Here is a 25,260-nt window from a genome sequence, read left to right as displayed (position 1 = left end):
GTGCCGGGAGCTTTCCCCGCACGGGCGCCATGGCCTGCGGTGCGTCAGTGGACTGGACCACCGGCGGTGCCGTCCCGGCCGTGAGGCCGCCCGGGCGGCACCGCGACGGCACCGGAGGACCCTCCCCTGGTCCCCGGGTCCGCGACCGCGGTGCTCCGCCGTCCACCACGCACCGGTTCCTCCTCTTCCGCCCGGGAACCGGCCGGAAGGTCACCTCGTACCGACGGCGGCCCTGACGGCCCGCCGGGCGAGGCCCGCGTCGTCGTGCAGCCGGCGCAGCAGCAGGCGCTGCTCCTCGCCGGCCTCGGCCGCGCCCGGACCTGCCGGGATGGTGCTGCGCATCGTGCGCTGCACGGCCGTCTCGTAGGTGCGGATCTCGCGGGTGACCACCAGCATCAGGTTCACCAGGAAGGCGTCACGCGCGATCGGTCCGGCGGCCTGCGCCATCTGGCTGATCTGCCGCCGGGTGACCGGGTCGTCGCCCAGGATCATCCAGAGCACCGCCAGGTCGTAGCCGGGCAGGTACCAGCCGGCGTGCTCCCAGTCGACCAGCACCGGGCCGGCCGGGGAGAGCAGGATGTTGGAGAGCAGGGCGTCGCCGTGGTTGAACTGGCCCTGCGCGTGCGCCAGTCCGTGCAGCAGCTTCTGCAGGTCGCCCATGTCCCGGTCGGTGAGCAGTCCCAGCTCGTGGTAACGGGACAGCCGCGCCGCGTAGTCGACGGGGGCGTCGAAGATCCCGGCCGGCGGACGCCACATGTTGACCCGGGAGATCGCGCTGAGCGCCATCCGCACGTCGGCCCGCGGCGGAGCCTCCGAGGGGTGCCGCTGCAGGGCCGCGACCCGTCCGGGCATGCGCTCCAGCACGAGCGTGCAGCTCTCGGGGTCGGCGGCGATCAGCCGCGGCGCCCTGACCGGCGGCCGGTGCCGTACGAACGCCCGGTACGCGCCGATCTCGTGCCGGTACCGCTCCACCCAGGCGGGGGAGTGGTCCAGCAGGCACTTGGCGACCGCGGGGGCACGGCCGGAGGTGCCGACCAGCAGCACCGAGCGGCCGCTGCGCCGCAGCATCTGGACGGGCGTGAACTCGGGACAGATGCGCTGCACCGAGGCGATGGCCGAGCGCAGCTGCGCGCCTTGGGGACCGGTCAAGTCGAGCCTCCCGCTGAGCGGGTGGGAGGTTCCCGGCGCGCCCCTGCGCGGAGCGGGCAGCACCGGACGAGGACGTATGGCGGTCCCTGTCCCGGTGAACCCCGGGAGCTGGGTCGGCCGGGGCGGTGCGGACACGGAGGACGATGCTGAATACATATGGGGAGACAGATCCCTTCGTGTGCCAACGAGCTCTTGACGAGGTGGCGGGGCCGGCGCGTGGACGGATCCGGAGCCGGAGTCGGCGTCCGGTCCCGCACCCTGGGGAATGCGGGTCCGGGCCGGCGGTCCGAACTGTCCACGCGCCGTACGCCCCTCGCGTACCAGTACGCACATGCCTCTCGAGTTGTTCAACGCTGATCGGCGTTTTTCGAAAGTTGTTCATATGCGACCGTTCGCGAGCCGGCGGTTGCCGGGCCGGGTGGCGCGTTCCTACCTGACCACCGCATGCGGGTGGCAGACCATCTGGCGCACCCTGGCGAACCATGGCGAATGCTCGCGGGGGCGCTGACCGGCCGTTAGTGTCAACAGTGCCGAGGAACCTGGGGGCTTGGATGGACAAGGAAGCCAACACACGGCTAGCGGACCTGTTCGCACTCACCGGATGGTCCAAGGGAGAGCTCGCGAGACTCGTCAACCGGCAGGCGGCGGCCATGGGCCACCCGCAGCTGGCGACGGACACCTCGCGCGTGCGCCGCTGGATCGAGACCGGGGAATCCCCCCGCGAACCCGTCCCCACCGTGCTGGCCGCCCTGTTCACCGAGCGTCTCGGCCGTGTCGTAACCATCGAGGATCTCGGGTTCGGCCGGCATCGGCGTACGGGAAGGAAGCAGGCCGTCAGCGCCGACGGACTGCCCTGGCCACCGGAGCGAACAGCCGCGGTCCTCACCGAATTCACGGGAATGGACCTCATGCTCAACCGACGCGGTCTGGTGGGCGCGGGAGCCGCGCTTGCCGCGGGTTCCGCACTCAGCAGCGCCATGTACGACTGGCTGCACACCGATCCGGCGCTCGCGGCCGACGCCCCCACCACCAACGACCCCTTCGACGCCGACGCCGTCTCCTACGACCGCTACGAGGCCGCTCCGGTCGGCTCCCATGAGATCGAGGCGCTGGAGCGCTCGGTCGAGGTGTTCCGCGCCTGGGACGCCTCCCGCGGCGGCGGACTGCAGCGCAAGGCGGTCGTCGGACAGCTCAACGAGGTGGGCGGCATGCTCGCCTACCACCACCCCGAGCACCTCAAGCGCAGGCTCTGGGGCGTGGCCGCCAACCTCGCCGTCCTGGCGGGCTGGATGTCCCACGACGTGGGCCTGGAGCCCACCGCCCAGAAGTACTTCGTCATCGCGGCGCACGCCGCGCGGGAGGGCGGGGACCGGCCCAGGGCCGGCGAGGCGCTCTCCCGCGCCGCCCGGCAGATGGTCCACCTGGGACGGCCGGACGACGCACTGGACCTGATGAAGCTGGCGCAGTCCGGCTCCGGGCAGGAGGCCCTGCCGCGCACCCGCGCCATGCTCTGCACCATCGAGGCCTGGGCACAGGCCTCCATGGGCCACGGCCAGGCGATGCGCCGCACCCTGGGCAAGGCCGAGGACCTCTTCGCCACCGACCGCGGCGACGTTCCGCCGCCGAGCTGGATGCAGATGTTCGACGAGGCCGATCTGCACGGCATGCAGGCGCTGGCGTACCGCACCCTCGCCGAGTACGAGCCGCTGGCGGCGCGGACGGCGCAGCAGCACGCCAAGCACGCGCTGGAGCTGCGGGGCAAGGGCCGCGACCGGTCCAACATCTTCGACTACATCTCGCTGGCCTCGGCCTGCTTCATCGCCGACGACCCGGAGCAGGCGGACCGCTACGCGCGACTGGCGCTGCTGACCATAAGGCAGAACTCGTCGCTGCGGACCTGGGACCGGCTGCGGGAGATGTACCGGTTGACGGCCCGCTACTCCGACTTCACCAGGATCCAGGACCTGCGTGAGGAGATCGAGATCGCGCTGCCGAGCGGCCCCAAGCGCAGGGGCCCCGCGATCTGAGCGGAGACCCATGCGGAGGACGTGGACATCGATGAGCGGGACCAGCCGACTCGACGCCGAATGAGCCGGCTCTCCCGGATGTCGTTCCCATGTCGACACATCGACATGGGAACACGTCGACAGTGGACCGGCGGGCCCGTGGATCAGCGGACCAGTGGGCCAGTGGGCCCATGGACCTCAGTGGAACTTGGCGATGAGCACGCAGGCGTCGTCCTCGCGCTCGGGGGCGCCGAGTTCCTCCACCACGATGCGCACGCACTCCTGCGGGGTGCGGGCCTGGGCGAACCTCGGCCCGAGCTCCAGCAGGCGTCGCACCGCGGTGGCCGAGTCCGCGGCCGCCCTGGCACCGGCGCGGCGCGGCAGCAGGCCGTCGGTGTGCAGCACCAGCAGGTCGCCGGGGAGCAAGCGCTCGGCGGCCTGGCCGTACTGGGCACCCGAGGTGGCGCCCAGCAGCACGCCCTCGGGCGCGTCGAGCGGTCGCCCCGTCCCGTCGCGGAACAGCAGCGGGGCGGGGTGTCCGGCCTGAGCCCACACCAAAGAGCGGTCTTCAGGGCGGTAGCGGCAGCACAGGGCGCTGCCCAGGGCGGGCTGCGCGGAGCTGTCCAGCAACTGGTTGAGCCCGCCCAGCAGCGGGGCCGGGTCCAGCCCCGTCATCGCCATGCCGCGCAGCGCGCCGAGCAGCATGGCCATGCCGGAGGTGGCGGAGACCCCGTGCCCGGTGAGGTCGCCCACGGTGAGCAGCGCGGAGCCGTCGGGCAGGTGCAGCGCGTCGTACCAGTCGCCGCCGACGAGCGCGCCGGTGGAGGACGGGAGGTAGTGGGCGGCGAGGTCGACCGTGGTGGGGCCGCCGTCCTGCGGGAACCGCAGGGAGCCGCGCCACGGCGGCAGTACGGCCTCCTGCAGCTCGACCGCCAGCCGGCGCTCGGTCTGCGCGATCTGCCGCTCGCGCTGCAGCGAGTCACGGGTCTCGCGCAGCGTCCGCTGGCTGCGGCGCAGTTCGCTGACGTCGCGGAGCACCGCCCACATGGAGGCGGTGGCGCCGATGGCGTCGAGCACCGGCTCGCCCACCATGTGCACCGTACGCACGGCACCGTCCGGGCGGACGATGCGGAACTCGCAGTCGATCGGCCGGGCGTCCACCAGGCAGCCGGTCACGGCCGCGGTGAGGGTCTGCTGGTCCTCGGCGAACAGCCAGGAGGGCAGCTCGTCCAGGGTCAGCGGCCCGTCCTCGCGGGTGCGCCCGAAGATGCGGTAGAGCTCCTCCGACCACTGGACACCGTCCGTGACCAGGTCCCACTCTGCGCTGCCGGCCCGCCCCAGGGCCTGCACGGTACCGGCGACCGGCGCGGGGACGGGGACCTCCCGGGCGGACCGGCCCGCGTAGGCGGCGCCGCCGGGCTCGCTGCCCGTCTCCCGGTCGCCGAGGACGGGGATGCCGTCCCGCAGCTGCCCGAGGTGCGCACCCAGGTCGTCGAGCTGGTGGACGGCGAGGTCGCACAGCGCGCGCTGCCAGCGCAGCTGCGGGTCCTCCTCGTCCTCGGCGGCGGCGTCACGGCGAACGGCGTCGACCTTGCCGCGCAGCTGGCGGGTCTGGGAGATGAGCGCGTCCACGGTGCCGGGCTCAGGCTTCGCGGTGGCGCGGTCCTCATGCAAATGGGGCGGCATGACGCTCTCCGAACATGTCTCCGAACCGGGCGCCGGCCTCAACGGGGCCGTACGGATGGGCCAGTCACGACTCTTGCACAAGGAGTGATGGCCCGTAAGGGTTTCTGCAATACCCGATCCGGTGGTGCTACCGGCATATGCCAGGAGCCTGGAGTGCCGCCACGCTCGGAGAACTCGGCGGAATGCCTCGGTCCGGGTAAGCTGCGGGACTCCGGCCCCGAGCGTGCCCGCGAGCCGCCCGGGTGCCGCGCAAAGGGTTTGAACCCGGGACGATCTGCGAAGATACCTCGCAGCCGGTAACGGGAAATCCCGTTGCCAACCAACTCCCCGCACCGGATGCTGACCTCATGTTCGACCCCGACATAGCGCCCAGCGGTACCCTTCTCGGCCTCCTCCAGAGAGGACGCGGGGACGGGACCCTGCACGCCCTCGCGGCGCAGCGAGCCGACGCGCTCGCCGCGCTGGAGCAGTGCGTCCTGCGCGACCCCCGTCACGACTGGCGCGTGGAGTCCCGCTCCCTCTATTACGCGCGCCTCTACTCGGAGCTCGAGGGCTCGCTCGACGGGATCGAACAGCACCTCTTCCACCCCGACGACATCATCAGCCCCGACGAGCACCGCTGCGGCCTCGCCCTGTCCGTCCTCGGTCACCTCGCCGGTTACGGCCGCCGGGACGCGGCCCTGCTGCTGCGCCGCTACGCCGCCACCGGCGGCAACTGGGAGTGGGCCCTGGACGAGCTCGCCGTACGTGACGAGGACGACGCGCTGCGTGCGCTCGGCCCGGCCGTGCTCGCCCGCTTCCCGCTCACCACGGAGGGTGACGCCCAGCTCGCCGCCGCGCTCCGCGAGGCGTACGAGCCACGGCCCTGGCGGTTGTGGGCCGAGGATCCGGACCCCGCCGTCTCCGAACGGGTGCGCAAGGCATCGGAACAGACCGCCTTCGACCGCTGGCAGCGCCAGATGCGGCCCGCCGGGCCGACACCGGGCTGGAGCGTGGGCGCCGTCCTCGAATGGGCCCAGGAAGGCCTGGCCGCCCACCCACCGCAGCAACGCGACGCCTCCGCCGCCCGCTGCCTCGCCGCCGTCGCCGGCCCCGAGGACCGCGAGGAGCTCGTCCGGGCGGCCCGCGGCGGTCCCGAGGCGGCGCGCGCGGCCGCACTCCGCCACCTCTCCGACCGCCAGGACCGCGAGGCCCTCGACCTCATCGAGGCCGCCGCCCTCAGCGAGTCCGAGCTCGTCGCCCGCGCCGCCGTCGAGTCCTTCGAGCGGATGCGCAGCATCGCCGCCCTCACCCGGGCCCGCGCCTGGTCACGCCGTGAGGACGTGCTCGGCGCGACCGCCGCCCGCATGCTCGCCTGCCGCGGCGGCGAGCAGGACGCCGACCGCGTCCTTTGCGCCCTGCGCCGCCTCGTCCAGCGCGAGGGCGCCGACGCCGAGGGCCTCGCCGTGCTCGTGGAAGGGGCCGGCCGCCTCTCCATCGAGTGCGCCGCCCCCGTCCTGCGCCACGTCTACCGCGAGACGAGCTCCTCACAGCTGCGCGGCGTCGCCGCCCACGCCCTCGCCCGCACCGACCCGAGCTTCGGCGCCGGCCTCGCCGTCGAGTGCCTGTGGGACTGCGAGGAGACCACCCGCGAACTCGCCGCCCGCACGGCCACGACCTCGGACGTCCGGGTCCTGGCCCGCCTGCGCAGCCTCGCCGCCGATCCCGCGGAGGAGGCCGAGGTCCAGACCGCGGTCCGCGGCCGCCTCAGCTCCGGCGACCCCGCGCGGTAGGCCCCGGCCCCCCGGCCGCGGGCGGGGTCGGACCTGATGTACGGGTGTGACCTGCCGCTGCTGAGTCCGGCCTTCGCCCGCGGCATCCCGCCGCGGGCGTCGACGCCGGCCGGTTCCGGAGTGGGCCTGGGCCTGGGAGCACGGCGGTCGGCGGTGCGCCGAGGACGAGCGGCCGGTCCTCGACGTATCGGCGGGGACGCGGGCGCTGCACGCCGACGGCACCAACACCCTGCTGGGCCACCACCCGGACCACCACACCGGCCGCGGTCCCCGGCGGTTCACCCCCGCCCCGCGTGCCCTGGGAGCCGTACCCGAGGACGAGGACCACGGGCCCCCCGTGGCCGCGCGGCCCGTTCCACCGCCTCGCCGAAGGACGCGGCGTCGGCCTCCCGCACGCCGACCCGACCGCCGGCCCCGTGCCCGTCGCCGGACTCGTGCCCGGACCCGCGAGCGGCGCCCGACGCCTCCCTGCCCGGCGTCCGGGGGAGACCGGGGGCCGCCGCCGCGGCCGGAAGGCCCGATCCGGAGCCAACGCTCACGGCACGTTCCCCAAGGTGAAAGATCCACGTGACCCGGACAACGCCCGGGGAGCCGACAACGTCCGTATGCGAGTAGCCATCGTCACAGAGTCCTTCCCACCCGACGTCAACGGAGTGGCCCACTGCGCGCTGCGCACGGCCGAACATCTGGTCCGCAGGGGCCACGAGCCGCTGGTGATCGCGCCGGCCGGCCCGCAGGAGTCCGCGCCGGGGGACGAACCGTGCCCCGTCGTGCGTGTGCCGTCGCTGCCACTGCCCGGCTACCCGCAGGTCAGGGTGGCGCTCCCCGGTCGCAGGACCGCGGCGGCGATCGCCGCGCACCGCGCCGAACTCGTCCACCTGGCCAGCCCGTTCATCCTCGGGGTGCGCGGCATGGCGGCGGCCACCCGGCAGCACATCCCCGCGGTCGCCGTGTACCAGACCGACCTCGCGGGGTACGCCCGCACCTACCTGAGCCGCGGCGAGAGCACCGCGTGGCGCCGCATCCGCGCCGTGCACACGGCCGCCGACCGCACGCTCGCCCCGTCCAGCGCCTCCCAGCGCGACTTGGAGGCGCACGGCGTCCCGCGCGTGCACCTGTGGCCGCGCGGCGTGGACTCCGTACGCTTCGACGCGGCCCACCGCGACGAGGCGCTGCGCCGTGAACTCGCCCCGAACGGTGAGGTCCTGGTGGGTTACATCGGCCGCCTCGCCCCGGAGAAGCACGTGGAGCTGCTGGCCGGCGCGGGCCGGCTGTCCGGGGTGAAGGTGGTCGTCGTCGGGGACGGCCCGAGCGCCCCCGGGCTGCGCGAGGCGCTGCCGGACGCGGTGTTCCTCGGCCGCCGCACCGGCCACGACCTGGCGCGGATCTACGCCTCCCTCGACGTCTTCGTCCACACCGGGCCGTTCGAGACGTTCTGCCAGACCGTCCAGGAGGCGATGGCCAGCGGGCTGCCCGTGGTCGCCCCCGCCGCCGGCGGTCCGCTCGACCTCGTCGACCACGGCCGCACCGGGCTGCTCGTGCCGCCCGGCGACGTGGACGCCGTCACCGGCGCCGTACGGCTGCTGGCCAGTGCCCCGGCCATGCGTGACCAATTCGGCGCCGAGGGGCGCGCCGACGTGGCCGCGCGCACCTGGGAGGCCGTCGGCGACCTGCTCCTGGAGCACTACGCGCAGGTGCTCGACGCCCGCACGGCGGTGGCGGCATGACCGGCCCGCTGCGCATCGTCAGGCTGGCGAACTTCGTCACGCCCACCTCCGGAGGCCTGCGCACCGCGCTGCGCCACCTCGGCGAGGGCTACCTCGCGGCCGGCCACGACCCGGTCCTGGTCGTCCCCGGCCCCGCCGCCAAGGACGAGACCACCCCCCAGGGCCGCGTCATCACCCTCCCCGGCCCCCTGGTCGCCGGTACCGGCGGCTACCGCGTCCTGACCGGCCGGGCCCGGCTGGAGGCGGTGCTGGACGGCCTCCGCCCGGACCGGCTGGAGGTCTCCGACCGCACGACGCTGCGCTGGACCGGGGAGTGGGCGCGCCGCCGCCGGGTGCCGTCCGTCATGGTGTCCCACGAGAGCGTCGACGGGGTGCTGCGCACCTGGGGTGTGCCCAGCGGCCTCGCCCAGGGCGCCGCCGACCGGCTCAACCGCCGCAGCGCGCACGTGTACTCGCGCATCGTCTGCACGACGGCCTGGGCGGCCGCGGAGTTCGAGCGGATCGGGGCCCGCAACGTCGTACGGGCGCCGCTCGGCGTCGACCTGGAGGCATGCCACCCGGCGCACCACGACCCGGAGTTGCGCGCCCGGTACGCCGGCAACGCCGAGGTGCTGCTGGTGATGTGTTCCCGCCTGTCGCCCGAGAAGCGGCCGGGACGCGCCCTGGAGGCCCTCGCCCACATGCGTCGCCAGGGCGTGGACGCCGTCCTCGTCGTCGCGGGGGAGGGGCCGATGCGCGCCCGCCTGGAGGCCCGGGCCCGGGAGGCCCGCCTGCCGGTCACCTTCGTCGGGCACGTCCCCGTCCGTCGCGCCCTGTCCGCCCTCCAGGCCACCGCCGACGTGGTCCTGGCCCCGGGCCCGGTGGAGACGTTCGGCCTGTCCGCCCTGGAGGCCCTCGCCTGCGGCACGCCGGTCGTCGCCAGCGCGCTGTCCGCGCTGCCCGACATCCTCGGCCCGGCCGGTGCCGCCGCCACCGACGACGGCCCGGCCTTCGCCGACGCCGTCGGCCACCTGCTGACCCGCCCGGAGCCCATGCGCCGCGCCATCGCCCGCGCCCAGGCCGAGCGCTACGGCTGGCCGACCGCCGTGAGCGCCTTCCTCGCCGCCCACGACGCCGCGCCCCGGCTCACCGCGCCGGAGGTCACGCCATGACGACGGGCACGCAGACGCCCACCGTGCCCGGACGTGCCAGACCCGCGGCCCACGTACCCACCGGGGTCGCGGGACCCGTCCAGGCCCAGGTGACCGCCCGGATGCCCGCCCCTGTGCCCGCCCCTGTTCCGTCCCCGGCGTCGGTCCAGGCCGCCGCCGGGTCCGCCGGCACGAGGGAGATACGTTTCGCCGCCCTCGGCGACTCGCTCACCGAGGGCCTCGGCGACCCCGTCGCCGGCGGATGGCGCGGCTGGGCGCCGCTCCTGGCGCACGGGCTGGCCGCCGAGCCCTCGGCCGTGCGCCTGCTCAACTGCGCCCGCAGCGGCGCCCTCACCAAGGACGTCGTCGAGGAGCAGCTGCCGCGCGCCCTGGACCACCGGCCGCACCTGGCCTCGGTGGTGATCGGCGCCAACGACACGCTCCGCGGCAGCTTCGACATCGATACCGTCGCCCGCCGCCTGGACACCGTCCTGGCCCAACTGCGCGCCCAAGGCGCTGAGGTGCTCACCGCCTGCCTGCCCGACCCCGGCCGCATGCTGGGTCTGCCGTGGCCGCTCGCCCGCCCGCTGGGCCGCCGGATGGCCGCGCTGAACCAGGTCGTGCACGTGCTCTCCGAGCGGTACGAGGCCGTGCACCTGCACGCCGGCCGCCATCCGTGGGCGGCCGACCGCGCCTCCTGGAGCGCGGACCGGCTGCACCCCAGCGAACTCGGTCACCGGCTGCTGGCCCGGGAGTTCCACGACCTCCTGGTCTCGCGCGGCCTGTCGGAGGGTGAACCGCCGTCCACGACCCCCGGCGGCCCGGGACCGGGCGCCGCGGCGAGCGTCTGGTGGATGGCGACCAAGGGCACGCGCTGGGTCGCCGACCGCTGCACCGATCTGCTGCCCGATCTCCTGCGGCTCGCCGGCCGGGAGACCCGGCACCGGCTGGCCGGCACCGACGGGCTGCTGGACCTGCGCTCCCGCGACGCCACCGCCGGTGCGCTGGCCCGCCTGGAAGGGACGTCCCTGGGACAATGAGGGCGTGACCGGACGCTGGGAGTTCTGGATCGACCGGGGCGGCACCTTCACCGACGTCGTCGCCAGACGGCCGGACGGCGGCCTGGAGACGTGCAAGCTGCTCTCCCACGACCCCGGGCACTACCGGGACGCCCCCGTCGAGGGCATCCGGCGCATGCTGGGCCTGGACCCCGGCGAACCCGTGCCCGCCGACCGGATCTCCGCCGTCAAGATGGGCACCACGGTCGCCACCAACGCCCTCCTGGAACGCAAGGGAGAGCCGACCGTCCTCGTCGTCACCGAGGGCTTCCGTGACGCGCTGCGCATCGCGTACCAGAACCGGCCGCGGCTCTTCGACCGCCAGATCGTCCTCCCCGAGGCGCTCTACGAGCGCGTCATCGAGGTCCCCGAACGCATCGGCGCGCACGGCGAGGTCATCCGCCCCCTCGACCCGGCCGCCACCAAAGCGGCCCTGCGTCAGGCGCGCCGGGACGGCCTGACGAGCGTCGCCGTCGTCCTGCTGCACGGCTACCGCCATCCCGCCCACGAGCAGGCCGTCGCGCGGGCGGCCCGCGAGGCCGGGTTCGACCAGATCAGCTGCTCGCACGAGGTGAGCCCGCTGATCAAGCTGGTCCCGCGCGGCGACACCACCGTGGTGGACGCCTACCTGTCGCCGATCCTGCGCCGTTACGTTGACGAGGTGGCCGCCGAACTGCGGGGCGTCCGGCTGATGTTCATGCAGTCCAACGGCGGGCTCCGCGAGGCCGGTCACTTCCGGGGCAAGGACGCCGTGCTGTCCGGCCCGGCCGGGGGAGTGGTCGGCATGGCCCGTACGTCCCGGCAGGCCGGGTTCGACCGGGTCGTCGGCTTCGACATGGGCGGAACCTCCACCGACGTCTCCCACTGGGCGGGCGAGCTGGAACGCGTCCTCGGCACCCAGGTGGCGGGCGTACGGATGCGCGCGCCCATGATGAACATCCACACGGTGGCGGCGGGCGGCGGCTCCGTCCTCCACTTCGACGGGCAGCGCTACCGGGTCGGCCCCGACTCCGCGGGTGCCGACCCGGGCCCCGCCTGCTACCGCCGCGGCGGTCCGCTGACCGTGACCGACGCCAATGTGATGCTCGGCCGTGTCCAGGCGGAGCACTTCCCGGCCGTGTTCGGCCCCGACGGCGACCAGCCGCTGGACACCGAGGCCGTCCGCGCCGGCTTCGCGCGCCTCGCCGAGGAGTCCGCGGCCGCGACCGGCGACCGCCGCACCCCGGAGGAGGTCGCCGCGGGCTTCCTGGAGATCGCCGTCCTGAACATGGCCAACGCCGTCAAGAAGATCTCCGTGCAGCGCGGCCACGACATCACGCGCTACGCCCTCACCAGCTTCGGCGGAGCCGGCGGCCAGCACGCCTGCGCGGTCGCCGACGCCCTGTCCGTCGACACGGTCATCGTGCCCCCGCTGGCCGGTGTGCTGTCCGCGTACGGGATCGGCCTGGCCGACGCCACCGCCATGCGCGAGCGCTCCGTGGAGACCGGACTCGGCGAGGACGGGCTGCCCGCCCTGCGCAACGCCCGCGACGAGCTCGACGGCCTGGCCCGCGCGCAACTGCGCGAGGACGGGGTCCCCGACGACACCGTCGAGACCGTCACCCGCGTCCACGTCCGCTACGCGGGCACCGACGCGGCGCTCCCGGTGCCGATGGGCACGGTCGACGCCATGCGCGAGGCGTTCACCGCCGACCACCGCGCCCGGTACGCCTTCACCATGGACAAGCCCCTGGTCGTCGAGGCGGTCTCGGTCGAGGCCGTCGGCTCCGCGGGCGCGCCCGGACGTCACCACGTGGAGCCGCCGGCCCGCGAGGGCCCCCTGCGACCGGCCGCCGAGGTGTCGCTGTACACGGAGGGCCGGCGGCAGGCCGGCCCGCTGTTCCGCCGGGACGGGATGCGCCCGGGCGACACCGTGGACGGGCCCGCCGTGATCGCCGAGGCCGACGCGACGACCGTGGTCGACCCCGGCTGGCGGGCCGCGGTGGGCGAGCACGGCCACCTCCTGCTCACCCGGGTGCGGCCGCGGCCCGGCCGGGTGGCGGTCGGCACCGAGGTCGACCCGGTGATGCTGGAGATCTTCAACAACCTCTTCATGTCGATCGCCGAGCAGATGGGGGTGCGCCTGGAGAACACCGCCCACTCCGTCAACATCAAGGAACGCCTGGACTTCTCCTGCGCCCTGTTCGACCCCGAGGGCAACCTGATCGCCAACGCCCCCCACATCCCCGTCCACCTCGGCTCCATGGGCGAGTCCATCAAGGAGGTGCTGCGGCGGAACGAGGGCACCATGCGTCCGGGCGACGCCTACGCCGTCAACGACCCGTACCACGGGGGCACCCACCTGCCCGACGTCACCGTCGTCACCCCCGTCTTCGACGAGGAGGGGCGGTCGCCGCTCTTCCTCGTCGCCTCGCGCGGCCACCACGCCGAGATCGGCGGCCTCACCCCCGGCTCCATGCCCGCCTTCAGCCGCACCGTGCACGAGGAGGGCGTCCTCTTCGACAACTGGCTCCTGGTGCGCGACGGCCGCCTGCGCGAGGAGGAGACCCGCGCCCTGCTCACCGGCGCCACCCACCCCTCGCGCGACCCGGACACCAACATCGCCGACCTGCGCGCCCAGGTCGCCGCGAACGAGAAGGGCATCGCCGAGCTGCGGCGCATGACCGCGCAGTTCGGCCTCGACGTCGTGCACGCCTACATGCGGCACGTGCAGGACAACGCCGAGGAGTCCGTGCGGCGCATCGTCGCGGGCCTGGACGACGGCGACTGCGCGTACGAGACCGACAACGGCGCGGTGGTCCGCGTCGCCGTCCGCGTCGACCGCGCGGCGCGCTCCGCCGTCCTGGACTTCAACGGCACCTCGCCGCAGCAGGAGGGCAACTTCAACGCGCCGCGGTCCGTGGTCATGGCCGCCGTGCTCTACGTCTTCCGCACCCTCGTCGCCGACGACATCCCGCTCAACAGCGGCTGCCTGAAGCCGCTGGACGTCCGCGTCCCGGAGGGCTCGATGCTGGCCCCGGAATACCCTGCGGCCACCGTCGCCGGCAACGTGGAGACCTCCCAGGCCGTCACGGGGGCCCTGTACGCCGCGCTCGGCGTGCAGGCCGAGGGCTCCGGCACGATGAACAACGTCACCTTCGGCAACGACCGGGTGCAGTACTACGAGACCGTCGCCAGTGGTTCCGGGGCGGGTGAGGGCTTCGACGGCGCCGACGCCGTCCAGACCCACATGACGAACTCCCGGCTCACCGACCCCGAGATCCTCGAGTGGCGCTACCCCGTCCGCGTCGAGGGCTTCGCCCTGCGCGAGGACAGCGGCGGCGACGGCCGGTGGCACGGGGGCCGGGGGGCCGTCCGCCGCATCCGCTTCCTGGAACCCATGACGGTCGCCGTGCTGTCCGGCCACCGGCGGGTCGCCCCGTACGGCCTGGCCGGCGGCGGGCCCGGCGCCCTGGGCGAGAACCGGATCGAGCGCGCCGACGGCTCCGTCACCCCGCTCGGCGGCGTCGACTCCGCCGACGTCGGGCCCGGTGACGTCCTGGTCGTCGCGACGCCCGGCGGGGGCGGCTACGGGGCCGCCGGCGGCCGAGGGTCCCGGGCGCGGGGCTGCCCGGACCGCGCCGTTTGGGATGATGTCGGTCCGAGCGCCTAGTCTGTGCGTCGTGACCACGACCGTTCCGCACCAGCTCAGCGGCGGTGTCCGGCCCGCGCCGGGGCCGGCGGCGGACGAGGGCCTGGCCCGCCGGCTCAAGGCCCTGGCCTGCACCGCGCCGCTGCACGACCTCGACGTGCGCAAGGCCAACCTCGCGGGCGAGTACTCGGTGTACGCGATGGCGGAGGTGGCCCTGGCCGCCATCGACCTGGTCACGCTCAACATGGACTTCGACACCGGTGCCGACCACGACCAGATAATCTCCCGCCTGCTGCCGCGCATCGCCGCCCAGGCCCCCGGCCGTCCCGCCGCCGAGCACGAGCGGGTGGGCCGCTGGGTCCTGGAGAACCTGATCAACGTCGGCAGCGTCGACCGCGGCTTCCGCGCCGTCTACGGCACCTTCGGCCCCGACGGGGCGTACGTCCGCCGCGACTACGACTTCAAGCTGATCGAGGAGGTCCCGGGCCGCGACGGCACCGTCTACCTGCGCACCACCGACGAGGCCGTCAACGTGCTCGTCGGTGCCCTCGACACCGACGTGACCAGCGCCCAGATCGCCGCCGAGGTCAAGCTCGAGGTGCTGATCAACCGGGGCCGCCTCGCCGACGCCCAGCTCGCCGCGGAACAGGCCCGCTACCGCACGGTGCAGTACGCCGAGACGCTGCGCCGCGCCCTGGACGCCACCCGCCGCAACGTCCGGGCGGTCGACTGGATCCGCACCGTCCCCGACATGATCGACGAGGCGCTCGACCACGTCGCCGACCGCTACCGGCACGAGAACGCCATCCTGACCAACATCCGCAAGGCCAGGGACGAGTCGGAGGACCCGGAGCACAAGCGCCGCGCCGCCGAGCTCGTCGACATCGTCAAGGACTGCATCCGCCGCCACACCCAGCTGCAGTCCCGGCTGCTGGAGGCCGGGCCCATCTTCCGCGCCGAGCAGGACCGGCAGGCCTTCGCCGCACCGCGCGGCGGCGCCCTCGTCGGCATGCTCGACCTGTACGGGCAGCTGGTCGCGCCGGTCCTGCCGCTCCCGGTGGAGCAGGCCACCCGGGTCACCGACGCCTGGTTCGCCCGCGGCACGGGCCTGCGCACCCCCGCCTCGGTACGCGTCACGGACCTCGTGGACGCCCTGCTCACCCCGCCGCTGGAGCGCGAGCACCTCGGTGCCGAGATGCCCGAGCCCGACCTCGTCGCCACCCCGGACGACAGCCGGTTCAGCGAGGAGCAGCTGGAGACCGCCCTGGAACTCCTCGACCTGCCGCACGACGCCCCCCGCCGGCTGTCCGGGCTGCTCGCCGAGGCCCGCCGCCTCGATCCCGAACTGCCCTACCTGGTCGCCCTGCTGGCGGTGCACGCCGCCAGCCCGCCGGTCGGCACCGCCTACCGCCAGGGCGAGGAGCGGCTGCTGTTCGCCGTGGACGACGGCACCGGGCTGGACGACCCCGAGTTCGGCGGCGCCGACCTGATCGTGGGCACGGCCCGGCTGGACGCCGCCGGGATGGCCGCCGAGCGGTCCGAGGTGGCGTGACGATGAGCGAACCGACCATCCGTACCGAGGAGACGACCCCGTGAGCGACCACCGCGACGGCGAGAGCACGCAGCCGCCCGCAGCGGCCCCCGGCCCGGCTGCCGTCACGCCGGGCGACGCCGCGGACGCCGCCCGTCTCGTCTCCTTCGGTCTCCAGCCGAAGCTGCTGCCCGCGCGCGACGTCGAGTACGCCGAGCTGATCCGCCGCTACCGCGAGGACCCGCTGTTCTCGCGGCTGGCCGACGCCGTGGCCGCCGGGCTCGGCCTGGTCGTGCTGGAGGTCTCGCCCCGGGCCGGCATGGCGCTGGCCGCCGGCGAGGACTCGGTCTTCGCCGTCCGCATGGGCGACTACTCACGCCGTGCCGCGTCCGACGCGGGCGACCGCTTCCTGCACGGCCTCGCCCACCTCGCCACCGCCGCCATGGCCTTCCCCCGCCCGGAGGACCTCGCCGACGACGCGTACATCGGCCGGGTCACCGTCAACGGCATCGACGGCTTCCTGCGCCAGGCCTGCCGCAGGCTGGAGGAACGGGCCGAGGAGCAGGGCGAGAACACCGACCCGGCCAGCGACGCCCCCGGCCTGGAGGCCGCCTGGCGGGTCTACGTGCGCCGCAGCTCCACCGGCGCCACCAAGGACGCCCGGCGCCTGGCGGGCTCCACCACCGGCATCGTCGGCAAGGCCGTCTCCTTCCTCGTCGACTCGGGGTTCCTGCAGCGCACGGGTGACGAGTCGGGCGGCACCTACCGCACCACCGCCCGCTACCAGCTCCAGGTGCGCGACATGGCGGGCAGCGCCGCCATGGCCGAACTCCTCGACCTCGGGATCGTGCCCCGGGCCGGTGACTCGGCGGCCCTGATGCCGGCGGCGGACGGCGACGACCTCGACCTCGTGACCGGAGCCGGCCTGCCCTTCCACTCCTGAAGCGGCGCACCGCCGCCGCACCCGCCTCCCGGATCCTGCCGATCCACCCGAACCCGCCGACCACAGACCACCACGACGAGAGCCCCCCATGTACGAGCTGTCCCGGGTCCGCCTCTACTCCATCGGGCCCGCCGGTGCGCGCTACGCCGACACCGTGCTGGACCTGCGCGGAGTCGGCGAGCCCGTGCCGCAACCCGCCCCCGCACAGGCGGAGTTCTTCGAGGACGAGCCGACCGGCCCGCCGCGCCGTCCGGCGCCGGCCGGGGTGCTGTTCCTGGAGAACGGCGGCGGCAAGTCCGTCCTGCTCAAGCTGATCTTCTCGGTCATGCTGCCCGGTCACCGCAACACCCTGGGCGGCGCGAGCTCCGGAGTGCTCCGCAAGTTCCTGCTGGCCGACGACTGCGGCCACGTCGCCCTGGAGTGGCAGCACACGGTCACCGGCGAGCTGGTCGTCGTCGGCAAGGTCAGCGAGTGGCGCGGACGCCAGGTCTCCTCCGACCCGCGCAAGTTCGCCGAGGCCTGGTACTCCTTCCGGCCCGGTCCGGGGCTCAGCCTGGACTCGCTGCCGGTCGCCGAGTCCACCGCGGTACGGACACCCGCCGAGGGCACCTCGGGTGCCCGCGGGCGCCGCCGCACCATGAAGGGCTTCCGCGACGCCGTGACCGACGCCGCACGCTACTACCCGCACCTGGAAGTGGTGTGGGAGGAGATCCACGACCGGTGGAACGAGCACCTCGGCGAGCTCGGCCTCGACCCCGAACTCTTCCGCTACCAGCGGGAGATGAACGCCGACGAGGGCGAGGCGGCCGGTCTCTTCGCGGTGAAGAAGGACTCCGACTTCACCGACCTCCTGCTGCGCGCGGTCACCGACACCCGGGACACCGACGGCCTCGCCGACCTCGTGCACGGCTTCGCGGGCAAGCTGGGCCGCCGGGCCGAACTCACCGCGGAACGCGACTTCACGGCGGGCTCCCTCGAACTGCTCGGCCGCATCGTCGACACCACCGCCGCCCGCGACCGGGCACGCGGCGTCCACGCCCAGTCCGAGCGCCGCAGCCGCGCCCTGGCCCGCAGGCTGTCCGCGCGCGCCCGCGAGGAGCGGGGCCGCGCCGCCGAACTGGCGCAGGAGACGGCCCGTGCCGCGCACACCGTCACCGACGCCGAGGCCGCCCGCGGCCGTAGCGCCCTCGTCGCCGCCGAACTCGCCTACCGGCACGCCTCGCTGGCCCTGGCAGCCGGCGAGAAGAGCGCCACCGCGCTGCGCCGCGAACTCAACGACGCCCGGACGCTGCAGTCCGCCTGGCACGCCGCGGAGATCGTGCTGCGGCACCGGGCCGCAGCCGACCGCATGGCCCGGGTCACCGCCGCCATCCGCGAGGCGGAACGGGACGCCGCGCCCGCACTCGCTGCCCGTACGAAGGCCGCGGGCGATCTCGTCCGCGTGCTGCGGGCCGCCGCGGACACCGCCGACGAGCAGGCGGACGCGGAGGAGGAGCGGTCCGCAGGACTCCAGGCACGGTCCGAGGCGGCGCACCGCGACGCCACCGCCGCCGCGACGGAGGCGCAGCGCGCGCGCAGCGAGTCCGGGCACCTGGTGCAGCGGCTGGCGGAGGTCGAGCAGGAGACCGCCGAGGCGGTCCGGGCGGGCTGGCTGGACGACTCCGCCCCCGACGCCGACCCGGCCCGCGCCGCCCTGGAGGCCTCGGACGCGGAGAAGGCCGCCGCGACCGCCGCGGAGGCCGCCCGTGACGCCGCCCGCCGGGCCGGTGACCGGGCCCGGGAGGCCGCCGCCGCCGACGCGCGCGCCGAGCTGTCCGCCGCCCGCGCGGCCGACGCCCTCGCCGCGGCCGAGGCCGCCCACTCCGCCGAGTCACGCGTCGCGGACGCCCTCGCGGCCGAGCCCCGCCTGGCCGAACTGCTCAGCCTGCCGCCCGCGGAGGCCCCCGGCACCGTCCCGGCGGCCGACACCGCGGCCGACACCGCCGCGGACCGCGGCCCCGCCATCCCCGCGCAGACCTCCGCGGCCCGGCGCGCCGCGCAGGGGGCCGGGCGGCGTCCCGCCGAGCAGGGCCCGCTGACCGCGGCCGAACTCGACACCTTCGCGGAGCCGCTGCAGGAGATGCTGGACGGCGCGGTGGCCTCCGCCGAGCGGCAGTTGTTCGACCTGCGCACCGCCGCCGCCGACGACGCCCGCATCCTGGCCGCGCTCGGCGACGGCGGGCTGCTGCCGCCGGGCCCCGACGTCCTCGCCACCGTCGAGTACCTCGGCGAGCACGGCATCCCCGCGCTCCCCGGCTGGCGGTACCTGGCCCAGGCCGTCGACCCGGCCGACCACGCCGCCGTGCTGGCCGCGCGCCCGGAGCTGGTGGACGGCGTGGTCGTCACCGACCCCCAGAGCTACCTGCGGGCCCGCGAGGTGCTGGCGCAGGCGGCCCTGCTGCCGCGGTCGACCGTCACGGTCGGCACGGCGGCGGCGCTGCTCGCCCCGCCGCCCCCGGCGGGCACCGGGCCCGAACTCTTCCTCGTCCCGCCCAACCCGGCCATGCACGACGAACTGGCCGCCGACGGCGAGCGCCAGGCGCTGCGCGCCCGCGCGACCGCCCGCGAGGAGGACATCCGCGGGCTCGCCGGCCGCCTGGCCGAGGACCGCACGCTGGCCGCCCGCCTCTCCTCGTGGCGTTCCGGCTGCCCGAGCGGCCGGCTCGCCGAACTCGCCGCAGCCGTGGAGACCGCCCGGGAGACCGCGGGGGCGGCCCGCGAGGAGCTCGCCGAGGCACGCTCCGTACGGGTCGAGGCCGACGAGGCCGCCGCCGAGGCGACCGCCCTGCGCGACGAGCGCCAGGAGGTGGCGCAGCAGGCCCGGCGGGCCGCCGACGCGCTCGCCGGCCTCGCCTTCCGGCTGCGGGAGCGGGCCAACTGGCAGCGCAGGACGCGGGAGCTGGCCGAGGACGCCGTCGAGGCCGAGACCCGCGCCGAGGCCTGCCTGACCCTGGCGCGCGCCGCCGACGAGGACCGCCGTGCGGCCCAGCGCGCCGCGGACGACGCGCGCCGTACCGCGCGCGTGCTCCGCGCCGAGCGCTCGGAGATCACCGGCGCCCCCGACGAGGCCCTGGAGGACGAGGACGGCGCCGGGCAGCCGGCCGGCTCGCTGCCCGCCCTGCGCGAGGCCTACCGCGCGGCCTCCCAGGTCTACGAGAAGGTGGGCGTCGGCGCCGACCTGCGGGCCGAGCAGGCCCGCGCCGAGAGCACCGAGCAGTCCGCGCTCGCCGAACTGGAGCGCCTCACCAACAAGGTGCGCACCCGCGCCGCGCAGCTGCTGGAAGGCCCGGACGGCGCCGACGGCCCGTCGCGGCAGGCCGCGGCCGCCCGCGCGGAACAACTGGTGGCCACCCTGGACTCCCGCTCCGCGGCCGCGAGCGAGCAGCTCGGCCGGCTGCGCGGCGAGGCCGAGCGGCACGCCCCGGCGGACGGCGAGACGCACACCGAGCTCCCCGGGGGACTGCTGCCCCGCGACGCCGAGCACGCCCAGGAGCTGCTGCGCGGCGCCAACGGCGAACTGGCCACCCGCACCGATGCGCTGGCCCACGCCCGCGACGGCCACGGCGACCTGGTGCGCGCGCACCGCGCCGCCGAGGACGCCGCGAGCGGCTTCGACGAACTCGCCGCAGCGCTGCGGGACCTGCTCCGCGACGGCGACCGGCAGCCCGAGGACGGCGAGGAGGAGCCCGAGCCGCACTCCGGCTCCCTGGAGGAGGCCAGGACCGCCGTCGCGGAGACCCGCCGCGGCCTGCGCGGCTGTGCCGCCGACCTGTCGGCGGCCGAGTCGCAGCTGCGCGAGGCCTGCGACGTCCTCGTGCGGCACGCCAACGCCGCCCGCTACGAGCAGGTGCGCACCCCGGCCCGCCAGCAGATCCGCGAACTGCCCGCGTCCGCGCTGCCCGAGCACGCGGCGGCCTGGCACGCCGCCTTCGAGCCGCGGCTGCGCGTTCTGACCGACGAGTTGGAACAGCTGGAGCGCAACCGCGACAGCATCGTGGACCGGCTGCGCGGCATGGCGGAGTCCTCGCTGACCACCTTGCGGTCGGCGCAACGGCTGTCCCGCCTGCCGGAGGGGCTGGGGGAGTGGTCGGGGCAGGAGTTCCTGCGGATCCGCTTCGACGACCCGGACCACGCGGCGCTCGACGAGCGGCTCGGCGCCGTGATCGACGAGGCGACCCGGGCGGCCGTCCGCAAGAACTCCGACCTGCGCCGGGACGGCATGTCGCTGCTGCTGCGCGGGGTCGCGGCCGCCCTCGAACCCCGTGGGGTGGCCGTCGAGATCCTCAAGCCGGACGCCGTGCTGCGCGCCGAGCGCGTCCCCGTCGGGCAGATGGGAGACGTCTTCTCCGGCGGCCAGCTGCTCACCGCGGCCATCGCGCTGTACTGCACGATGGCCGCGCTGCGCAGCAACGACCGCGGCAGGGACCGGCACCGGCACGCGGGCACGCTGTTCCTCGACAATCCGATCGGCCGCGCCAACGCCACCTATCTGCTGGAGCTGCAGCGCGCGGTCGCCGACGCGCTGGGCGTCCAGCTGATCTACACCACGGGTCTGTTCGACACCACGGCACTGGCCGAGTTCCCGCTGGTCGTACGGCTGCGCAATGACGCGGACCTGCGCGCGGGACTGAAGTACATCAGCGTCGAGGAGCACCTGCGGCCCGGACTGCCGGTCGCGGACCCGGAGTCCGAGCCGGTGCACGGCGAGATCACGGCGACGCGGATGTTCCGCCGCCCGGCGGACCAGCCGGCCCCGCAGGCCGGCTGACCCCGGGCGGCCCGTCCCGAAGGCCGTCCGGGCCCTTCGGGACGGTGCGCCTTCCTCAGGCGGTACGCGCGCCGGTACCGGGATGGTGCCGGCGCCGTGCGGCGCCGCGGGCCCCGGCCCGGGCCCGACGCCGTTCCCGCCGGCGCTCGCGGCGCAGCCTGCGGGCCGCGCTGCTCGGGCTGGACACCACGCCGTTGCGCTGGTTCCAGACCTGGCGGGTGATCCACACGTCCAGCACCGCCCAGGTGGCGACGACGGTGAAGGCTATGGCGGTGAGCATCGCCGGCGCCGCGAGCCAGGACTCGCCGGCCGCCCCCAGCATGGCGATCACCGCGGCGATCAGGGTCAGTGCGACGACGAGCACGGCCCGCACGGCCGCCCGGCGTACCGGGTCGGGCATGCGTGGCCGCCCGACGGGCTCATCGACCCACAACGGCCGCCGGGTCTTCCGCGGCGGAATGTCGCGATCCAGTGCGTCCTCGACGAGGTCGTCCATGAAATCTGCTCCCCTGCGGGATACCGGTGTTGCGGTGCCGGATCCCCGATGTCCGACTCCAGAGTGGCTGCCCGGTTTCCGCCGATGAATGCCCCCGCATTCCGGAGCGCCCCTCCCCTCCTGTCATACGACGGAAAGGCGCCTCGGGTTCCCTGTGCGGTGCATTTCGGCCAGCCGCGCCCCCTGTTCATCCGTACGAATCGGGTCGTCCCGGGGCAAGAGCGGAAGCACGGCTTTCGGATTGGTCATCCGGCAGTAGTAGGCTCGCGCCGTTTGCAGTCGGAACACGACAGCCCTTGACCGGGTTTGACGTTGGGGAGGCCATGCGCTTTCGCGGTACGACGATCCGGCGGAAGATCGTGGCACTGCTGCTCATTCCGCTGGTGTCCCTCACGGCCATCTGGGCCTTCGCCGCAACCCTGACGGGACGTCAGGTCTGGGGCCTCTTCGGCGTCGAGCAGACCGTCAACGCACTCGGCTACCCCGTCGAGGACAGCATCCAGGCGCTCCAGCAGGAACGTCGTTCGGCCATGCTCTACTTGGCCGATCCTCGCCGTTCCGACGCCCGTGGGACCCTGCTCGCCCGCGAGCGCGAGACGGACAAGGTGATCGCCCGGCTGCGCGGCAACGCGGCCTCCGGCGCCAACCGGGACCGGCTGGCCCCCGACGCACTGCGCCGGCTCGACCTGGTCGTCCGCGAGTTCGGCGGGCTGGAGACGCTGCGCGACAAGGTCGGCAAGGGCACCATCGGCCGCAACGACGCCTTCGCCGCGTACAGCGGCCTCTTCGGCCCGGCCTACGCGTTCCTGGACTCGCTGAACCCGCTCAACAACGTCGCCATCGACAAGCAGGGCCGCGCCCTCATCCAGGTCACCCGGGCCCGCGAGGCGATCAGCCAGGAGGACGCCCTCATGGTGGCGGCCATCGCGGCGGGCCGCATGAGCGCCGCCGAGATGCGCTCCTTCACCTTCGCCGTCGCCGAGCAGCGTGCCTACTACGCCGACAACCTCCACCTGCTGACCGCCGACGAGCGCGCCCTCTACGACGCGTACTGGGCGGGGCCTTCCGGCCGCGCCCTGCGCGCCGCCGAGGACGCGGTCATCTCCGCGGGCGCGTCCGGCGCGCCCCAGGCCGCCGACCGCGCGTCCTGGCAGACCACGGCCACCACCGCGCTGACCGACCTGGACCGCATGGGCGTCGAGGCGGGCGACCTGCACAAGAAGCGCGCCGAACCGATCGGCATGCGGCTGGTCGCCACCGCCGCGGTCGCCGGCGGCCTCGGCCTGATCGCCGTCATCGCCTCCGTCATCGTCTCCATACGCGTCGGCCGCAGCCTGATCCGCGACCTGTCCCGGCTCCGCAAGGAGGCCCAGGAGGTCTCCGGCACCCGGCTGCCGCGCGTCATGCGCCGTCTCGCCGCGGGCGAGGAGGTCGACGTGGAGACCGAGGCGCCGCGGCTGGACTACTCCGACGACGAGGTCGGCCAGGTCGGCAAGGCCGTCAACACCCTTCAACGGGCGGCCGTCGAGGCCGCCGTGCGCCAGTCCGAGATGCGCCACGGCGTCTCCGAGGTCTTCGTCAACCTCGCCCGTCGCAGCCAGGTGCTGCTGCACCGCCAGCTCACCCTGCTGGACGCCATGGAGCGGCGCACCGAGGACCCGCAGGAACTCGCCGACCTCTTCCGCCTCGACCACATGACCACCCGCATGCGCCGCCACGCCGAGGGCCTGGTGATCCTCTCCGGCGCCGTGCCGTCCCGGCAGTGGCGCAAGCCGGTGCAGCTGATGGACGTGGTCCGGGCGGCCGTCGCCGAGGTCGAGGACTACGAGCGGGTCGACGTGCGCCGGCTGCCGCGGCTCGCCGTCACCGGCCACGGCGTCGCCGACCTCACCCACCTCATCGCCGAGCTCATCGAGAACGCCACCGTGTTCTCGCCGCCGCACACCAGCGTCCAGGTGCACGGCGAGTCCGTCGCCAACGGCTTCGTCCTGGAGATCGACGACCGCGGCCTCGGGCTCACCCCCGACGCCATGCTGGAGGCGAACCTCCGCCTCGCCGAGACCCCCGAGTTCGAGCTCTCCGACACCGACCGGCTCGGGCTGTTCGTCGTCAGCCGGCTGGCCCAGCGCCAGGGCGTCCGCGTCTCGCTGCGCCAGTCCCCGTACGGCGGCACCACGGCCGTGGTGTTCGTCCCGGCGTCGCTCCTCACCGAGCCCGGCGAGGACCAGCCGGACGAGCCCCTGGACGAGCCCCTCGAAGAGGCCGCCGTGGCGGCCGTCGTGGAGGCCCGGGCGCCGGGCGAGCCGCGGGTCGCGCCGATGTCGGCCGCCACCGAGCACAGCTTCCGTCAGTGGGGCCTGGTCCCGGAGCCGGACGACGAGCCGCGCGAGCACCGGCCGCACGTGCCGGAGGCCGTGGGGACGCCGGCGCCGACGGCCGCACCCGACGCGGTACCGGGCGACGCGCCCACGGTCCTGCCGCGGCGCCGCCGCACCCCGGTCCTGGTCGCCGAGAACGGCCGGCCGGTCGGTGAGGCGCCGCGGCCCGCCGACCCCGCACCGCAGGAGGAGCCCGTCGGCGCGGGACTGCCCCGCCGGGTCCGCCAGGCCAGCCTCGCCCCGCAGCTGCGCAGCGACTCCACCACCCGGACCCGTAGCGCCGCCACCCGCGGCGCGGACGACGACGGCGGGGACGAGCGCTCGCCCGAGGAGGTGCGCGACCGCATGGCCTCACTGCAGCGAGGATGGCTGCGTGGCCGCGCGGACACCGCCGACGACCTCGGCACCGACGGCACCGACGACGTCCGCCCCACCGACCGCCCGGGAACCACCCCGGCGGAGCCAGGGGGCGACAGCGCAACCAGATCCACCACGGAGGGGAACGGTCCATGACCGCACCATCGAGCCCGACCCGCGAGCTCAGCTGGCTTCTCGACGAACTCGTCGGCCGCGTGGCCAGCATCCGCAAGGCGCTGGTGCTCTCCAGCGACGGGCTGGCCACCGGCGCGTCCGAGGGCCTGACCCGTGAGGACGCCGAGCACCTCGCCGCCGTCGCCTCCGGCTTCCACAGCCTCGCCAAGGGCGTCGGTCGGCACTTCGAGGCCGGCAAGGTCCGGCAGACCCTCGTGGAGCTGGACGAGGCCTTCCTGTTCGTCACCGCCGCGGGTGACGGCAGCTGCCTGGCCGTGCTCGCCGACGCCGACTCCGACGTCGGTCAGGTCGCCTACGAGATGGCGCTGCTGGTGAAGCGGGTCGGCGTGCACCTCGCGACCGCCCCGCGGACCGACGACGACGATGACGCGGCGCGGGCGGTGTGACGAGGACG

The 25,260-nt window shown here is 75.0% G+C and carries 14 protein-coding genes; 11 read left to right on the top strand and 3 right to left on the bottom strand.

Going from position 1 to position 25,260, the window contains the following annotated elements; translation table 11 throughout:
• Window positions 1-210: 210 nt before the first annotated feature.
• Window positions 211-1,305, bottom strand: a complete 1,095-nt coding sequence (locus ACFV3E_RS30275) for an aminoglycoside phosphotransferase family protein (RefSeq protein ID WP_500537559.1) — start codon at window positions 1,303-1,305, stop codon at window positions 211-213.
• Between the two features lie 395 nt (window positions 1,306-1,700).
• On the opposite strand from ACFV3E_RS30275, the gene ACFV3E_RS30270 reads away from it, so the two are divergent.
• Window positions 1,701-3,176: a DNA-binding protein NsdB gene (locus ACFV3E_RS30270; RefSeq protein ID WP_500537558.1), complete on the top strand. Its 1,476-nt coding sequence runs from the start codon at window positions 1,701-1,703 to the stop codon at window positions 3,174-3,176.
• Window positions 3,177-3,353: 177 nt separating this feature from the next.
• Here the strand turns inward: ACFV3E_RS30270 and ACFV3E_RS30265 are convergent, their stop codons facing one another.
• On the bottom strand, window positions 3,354-4,841 hold the full coding sequence (locus ACFV3E_RS30265; RefSeq protein ID WP_500537557.1) for a PP2C family protein-serine/threonine phosphatase: 1,488 nt from the start codon (window positions 4,839-4,841) through the stop codon (window positions 3,354-3,356).
• A 347-nt stretch (window positions 4,842-5,188) separates the two neighbouring features.
• Here ACFV3E_RS30265 and ACFV3E_RS30260 point away from each other — a divergent pair, with 347 nt between their 5' ends.
• From ACFV3E_RS30260 to ACFV3E_RS30225, 8 genes are all read left to right on the top strand, one after another.
• Window positions 5,189-6,613 carry a HEAT repeat domain-containing protein gene (locus ACFV3E_RS30260; RefSeq protein WP_500537556.1) on the top strand — a complete coding sequence of 475 codons (1,425 nt, stop codon included), beginning with the start codon at window positions 5,189-5,191 and terminating at the stop codon, window positions 6,611-6,613.
• 605 nt (window positions 6,614-7,218) lie between these two features.
• Window positions 7,219-8,340 carry a glycosyltransferase family 4 protein gene (locus tag ACFV3E_RS30255; protein WP_500372810.1) on the top strand — a complete coding sequence of 374 codons (1,122 nt, stop codon included), beginning with the start codon at window positions 7,219-7,221 and terminating at the stop codon, window positions 8,338-8,340.
• A complete protein-coding gene (locus ACFV3E_RS30250; RefSeq protein ID WP_500537555.1) occupies window positions 8,337-9,491 on the top strand; it encodes a glycosyltransferase in 1,155 nt (384 codons plus the stop codon). Before ACFV3E_RS30255 ends, ACFV3E_RS30250 begins: the two co-directional genes overlap by 4 nt.
• On the top strand, window positions 9,488-10,510 hold the full coding sequence (locus ACFV3E_RS30245) for an SGNH/GDSL hydrolase family protein (RefSeq protein ID WP_500537554.1): 1,023 nt from the start codon (window positions 9,488-9,490) through the stop codon (window positions 10,508-10,510). Before ACFV3E_RS30250 ends, ACFV3E_RS30245 begins: the two co-directional genes overlap by 4 nt.
• Window positions 10,511-10,514: 4 nt before the next feature.
• On the top strand, window positions 10,515-14,180 hold the full coding sequence (locus ACFV3E_RS30240; RefSeq protein ID WP_500537553.1) for a hydantoinase B/oxoprolinase family protein: 3,666 nt from the start codon (window positions 10,515-10,517) through the stop codon (window positions 14,178-14,180).
• Window positions 14,161-15,711, top strand: a complete 1,551-nt coding sequence (locus tag ACFV3E_RS30235; protein WP_500537617.1) for a hypothetical protein — start codon at window positions 14,161-14,163, stop codon at window positions 15,709-15,711. Before ACFV3E_RS30240 ends, ACFV3E_RS30235 begins: the two co-directional genes overlap by 20 nt.
• Before the next feature lie 40 nt (window positions 15,712-15,751).
• A complete protein-coding gene (locus tag ACFV3E_RS30230; protein WP_500537552.1) occupies window positions 15,752-16,633 on the top strand; it encodes a hypothetical protein in 882 nt (293 codons plus the stop codon).
• An 88-nt stretch (window positions 16,634-16,721) separates the two neighbouring features.
• Entirely contained in the window at window positions 16,722-21,440 is a 4,719-nt protein-coding gene (locus ACFV3E_RS30225; protein ID WP_500537551.1) for a hypothetical protein, read from the top strand.
• Between the two features lie 55 nt (window positions 21,441-21,495).
• Here the strand turns inward: ACFV3E_RS30225 and ACFV3E_RS30220 are convergent, their stop codons facing one another.
• On the bottom strand, window positions 21,496-21,936 hold the full coding sequence (locus ACFV3E_RS30220; RefSeq protein ID WP_500370752.1) for a hypothetical protein: 441 nt from the start codon (window positions 21,934-21,936) through the stop codon (window positions 21,496-21,498).
• A gap of 323 nt (window positions 21,937-22,259) precedes the next feature.
• Between ACFV3E_RS30220 and ACFV3E_RS30215 the strand changes: the two genes are divergently transcribed.
• Window positions 22,260-24,827 (top strand): sensor histidine kinase, encoded by a 2,568-nt coding sequence (locus ACFV3E_RS30215; RefSeq protein WP_500537550.1) that lies wholly within the window; start codon window positions 22,260-22,262, stop codon window positions 24,825-24,827.
• Complete coding sequence (locus ACFV3E_RS30210; protein WP_499510589.1) at window positions 24,824-25,252, top strand: roadblock/LC7 domain-containing protein; 429 nt, start codon at window positions 24,824-24,826, stop codon at window positions 25,250-25,252. Before ACFV3E_RS30215 ends, ACFV3E_RS30210 begins: the two co-directional genes overlap by 4 nt.
• The last annotated feature ends 8 nt before the right edge of the window (window positions 25,253-25,260 follow it).

The sequence above is a fragment of the Streptomyces sp. NPDC059718 genome, from assembly GCF_042733315.1.
Lineage (GTDB): Bacteria > Actinomycetota > Actinomycetes > Streptomycetales > Streptomycetaceae > Actinacidiphila.
Note: the sequence above shows the minus strand (reverse complement) of the source record. Positions and strands in the feature narration are given on the sequence as shown.

What these genes read in the sequence shown, in the direction of transcription:
- ACFV3E_RS30275 (WP_500537559.1), bottom strand. Translation starts at nt 1,305, where the DNA reads ATGTATTCAGCATCGTCCTCCGTGTCCGCACCGCCCCGGCCGACCCAG.
- ACFV3E_RS30270 (WP_500537558.1), top strand. Translation starts at nt 1,701, where the DNA reads ATGGACAAGGAAGCCAACACACGGCTAGCGGACCTGTTCGCACTCACC.
- ACFV3E_RS30265 (WP_500537557.1), bottom strand. Translation starts at nt 4,841, where the DNA reads ATGCCGCCCCATTTGCATGAGGACCGCGCCACCGCGAAGCCTGAGCCC.
- ACFV3E_RS30260 (WP_500537556.1), top strand. Translation starts at nt 5,189, where the DNA reads ATGTTCGACCCCGACATAGCGCCCAGCGGTACCCTTCTCGGCCTCCTC.
- ACFV3E_RS30255 (WP_500372810.1), top strand. Translation starts at nt 7,219, where the DNA reads ATGCGAGTAGCCATCGTCACAGAGTCCTTCCCACCCGACGTCAACGGA.
- ACFV3E_RS30250 (WP_500537555.1), top strand. Translation starts at nt 8,337, where the DNA reads ATGACCGGCCCGCTGCGCATCGTCAGGCTGGCGAACTTCGTCACGCCC.
- ACFV3E_RS30245 (WP_500537554.1), top strand. Translation starts at nt 9,488, where the DNA reads ATGACGACGGGCACGCAGACGCCCACCGTGCCCGGACGTGCCAGACCC.
- ACFV3E_RS30235 (WP_500537617.1), top strand. Translation starts at nt 14,161, where the DNA reads ATGTCGGTCCGAGCGCCTAGTCTGTGCGTCGTGACCACGACCGTTCCG.
- ACFV3E_RS30225 (WP_500537551.1), top strand. Translation starts at nt 16,722, where the DNA reads ATGTACGAGCTGTCCCGGGTCCGCCTCTACTCCATCGGGCCCGCCGGT.
- ACFV3E_RS30220 (WP_500370752.1), bottom strand. Translation starts at nt 21,936, where the DNA reads ATGGACGACCTCGTCGAGGACGCACTGGATCGCGACATTCCGCCGCGG.
- ACFV3E_RS30215 (WP_500537550.1), top strand. Translation starts at nt 22,260, where the DNA reads ATGCGCTTTCGCGGTACGACGATCCGGCGGAAGATCGTGGCACTGCTG.
- ACFV3E_RS30210 (WP_499510589.1), top strand. Translation starts at nt 24,824, where the DNA reads ATGACCGCACCATCGAGCCCGACCCGCGAGCTCAGCTGGCTTCTCGAC.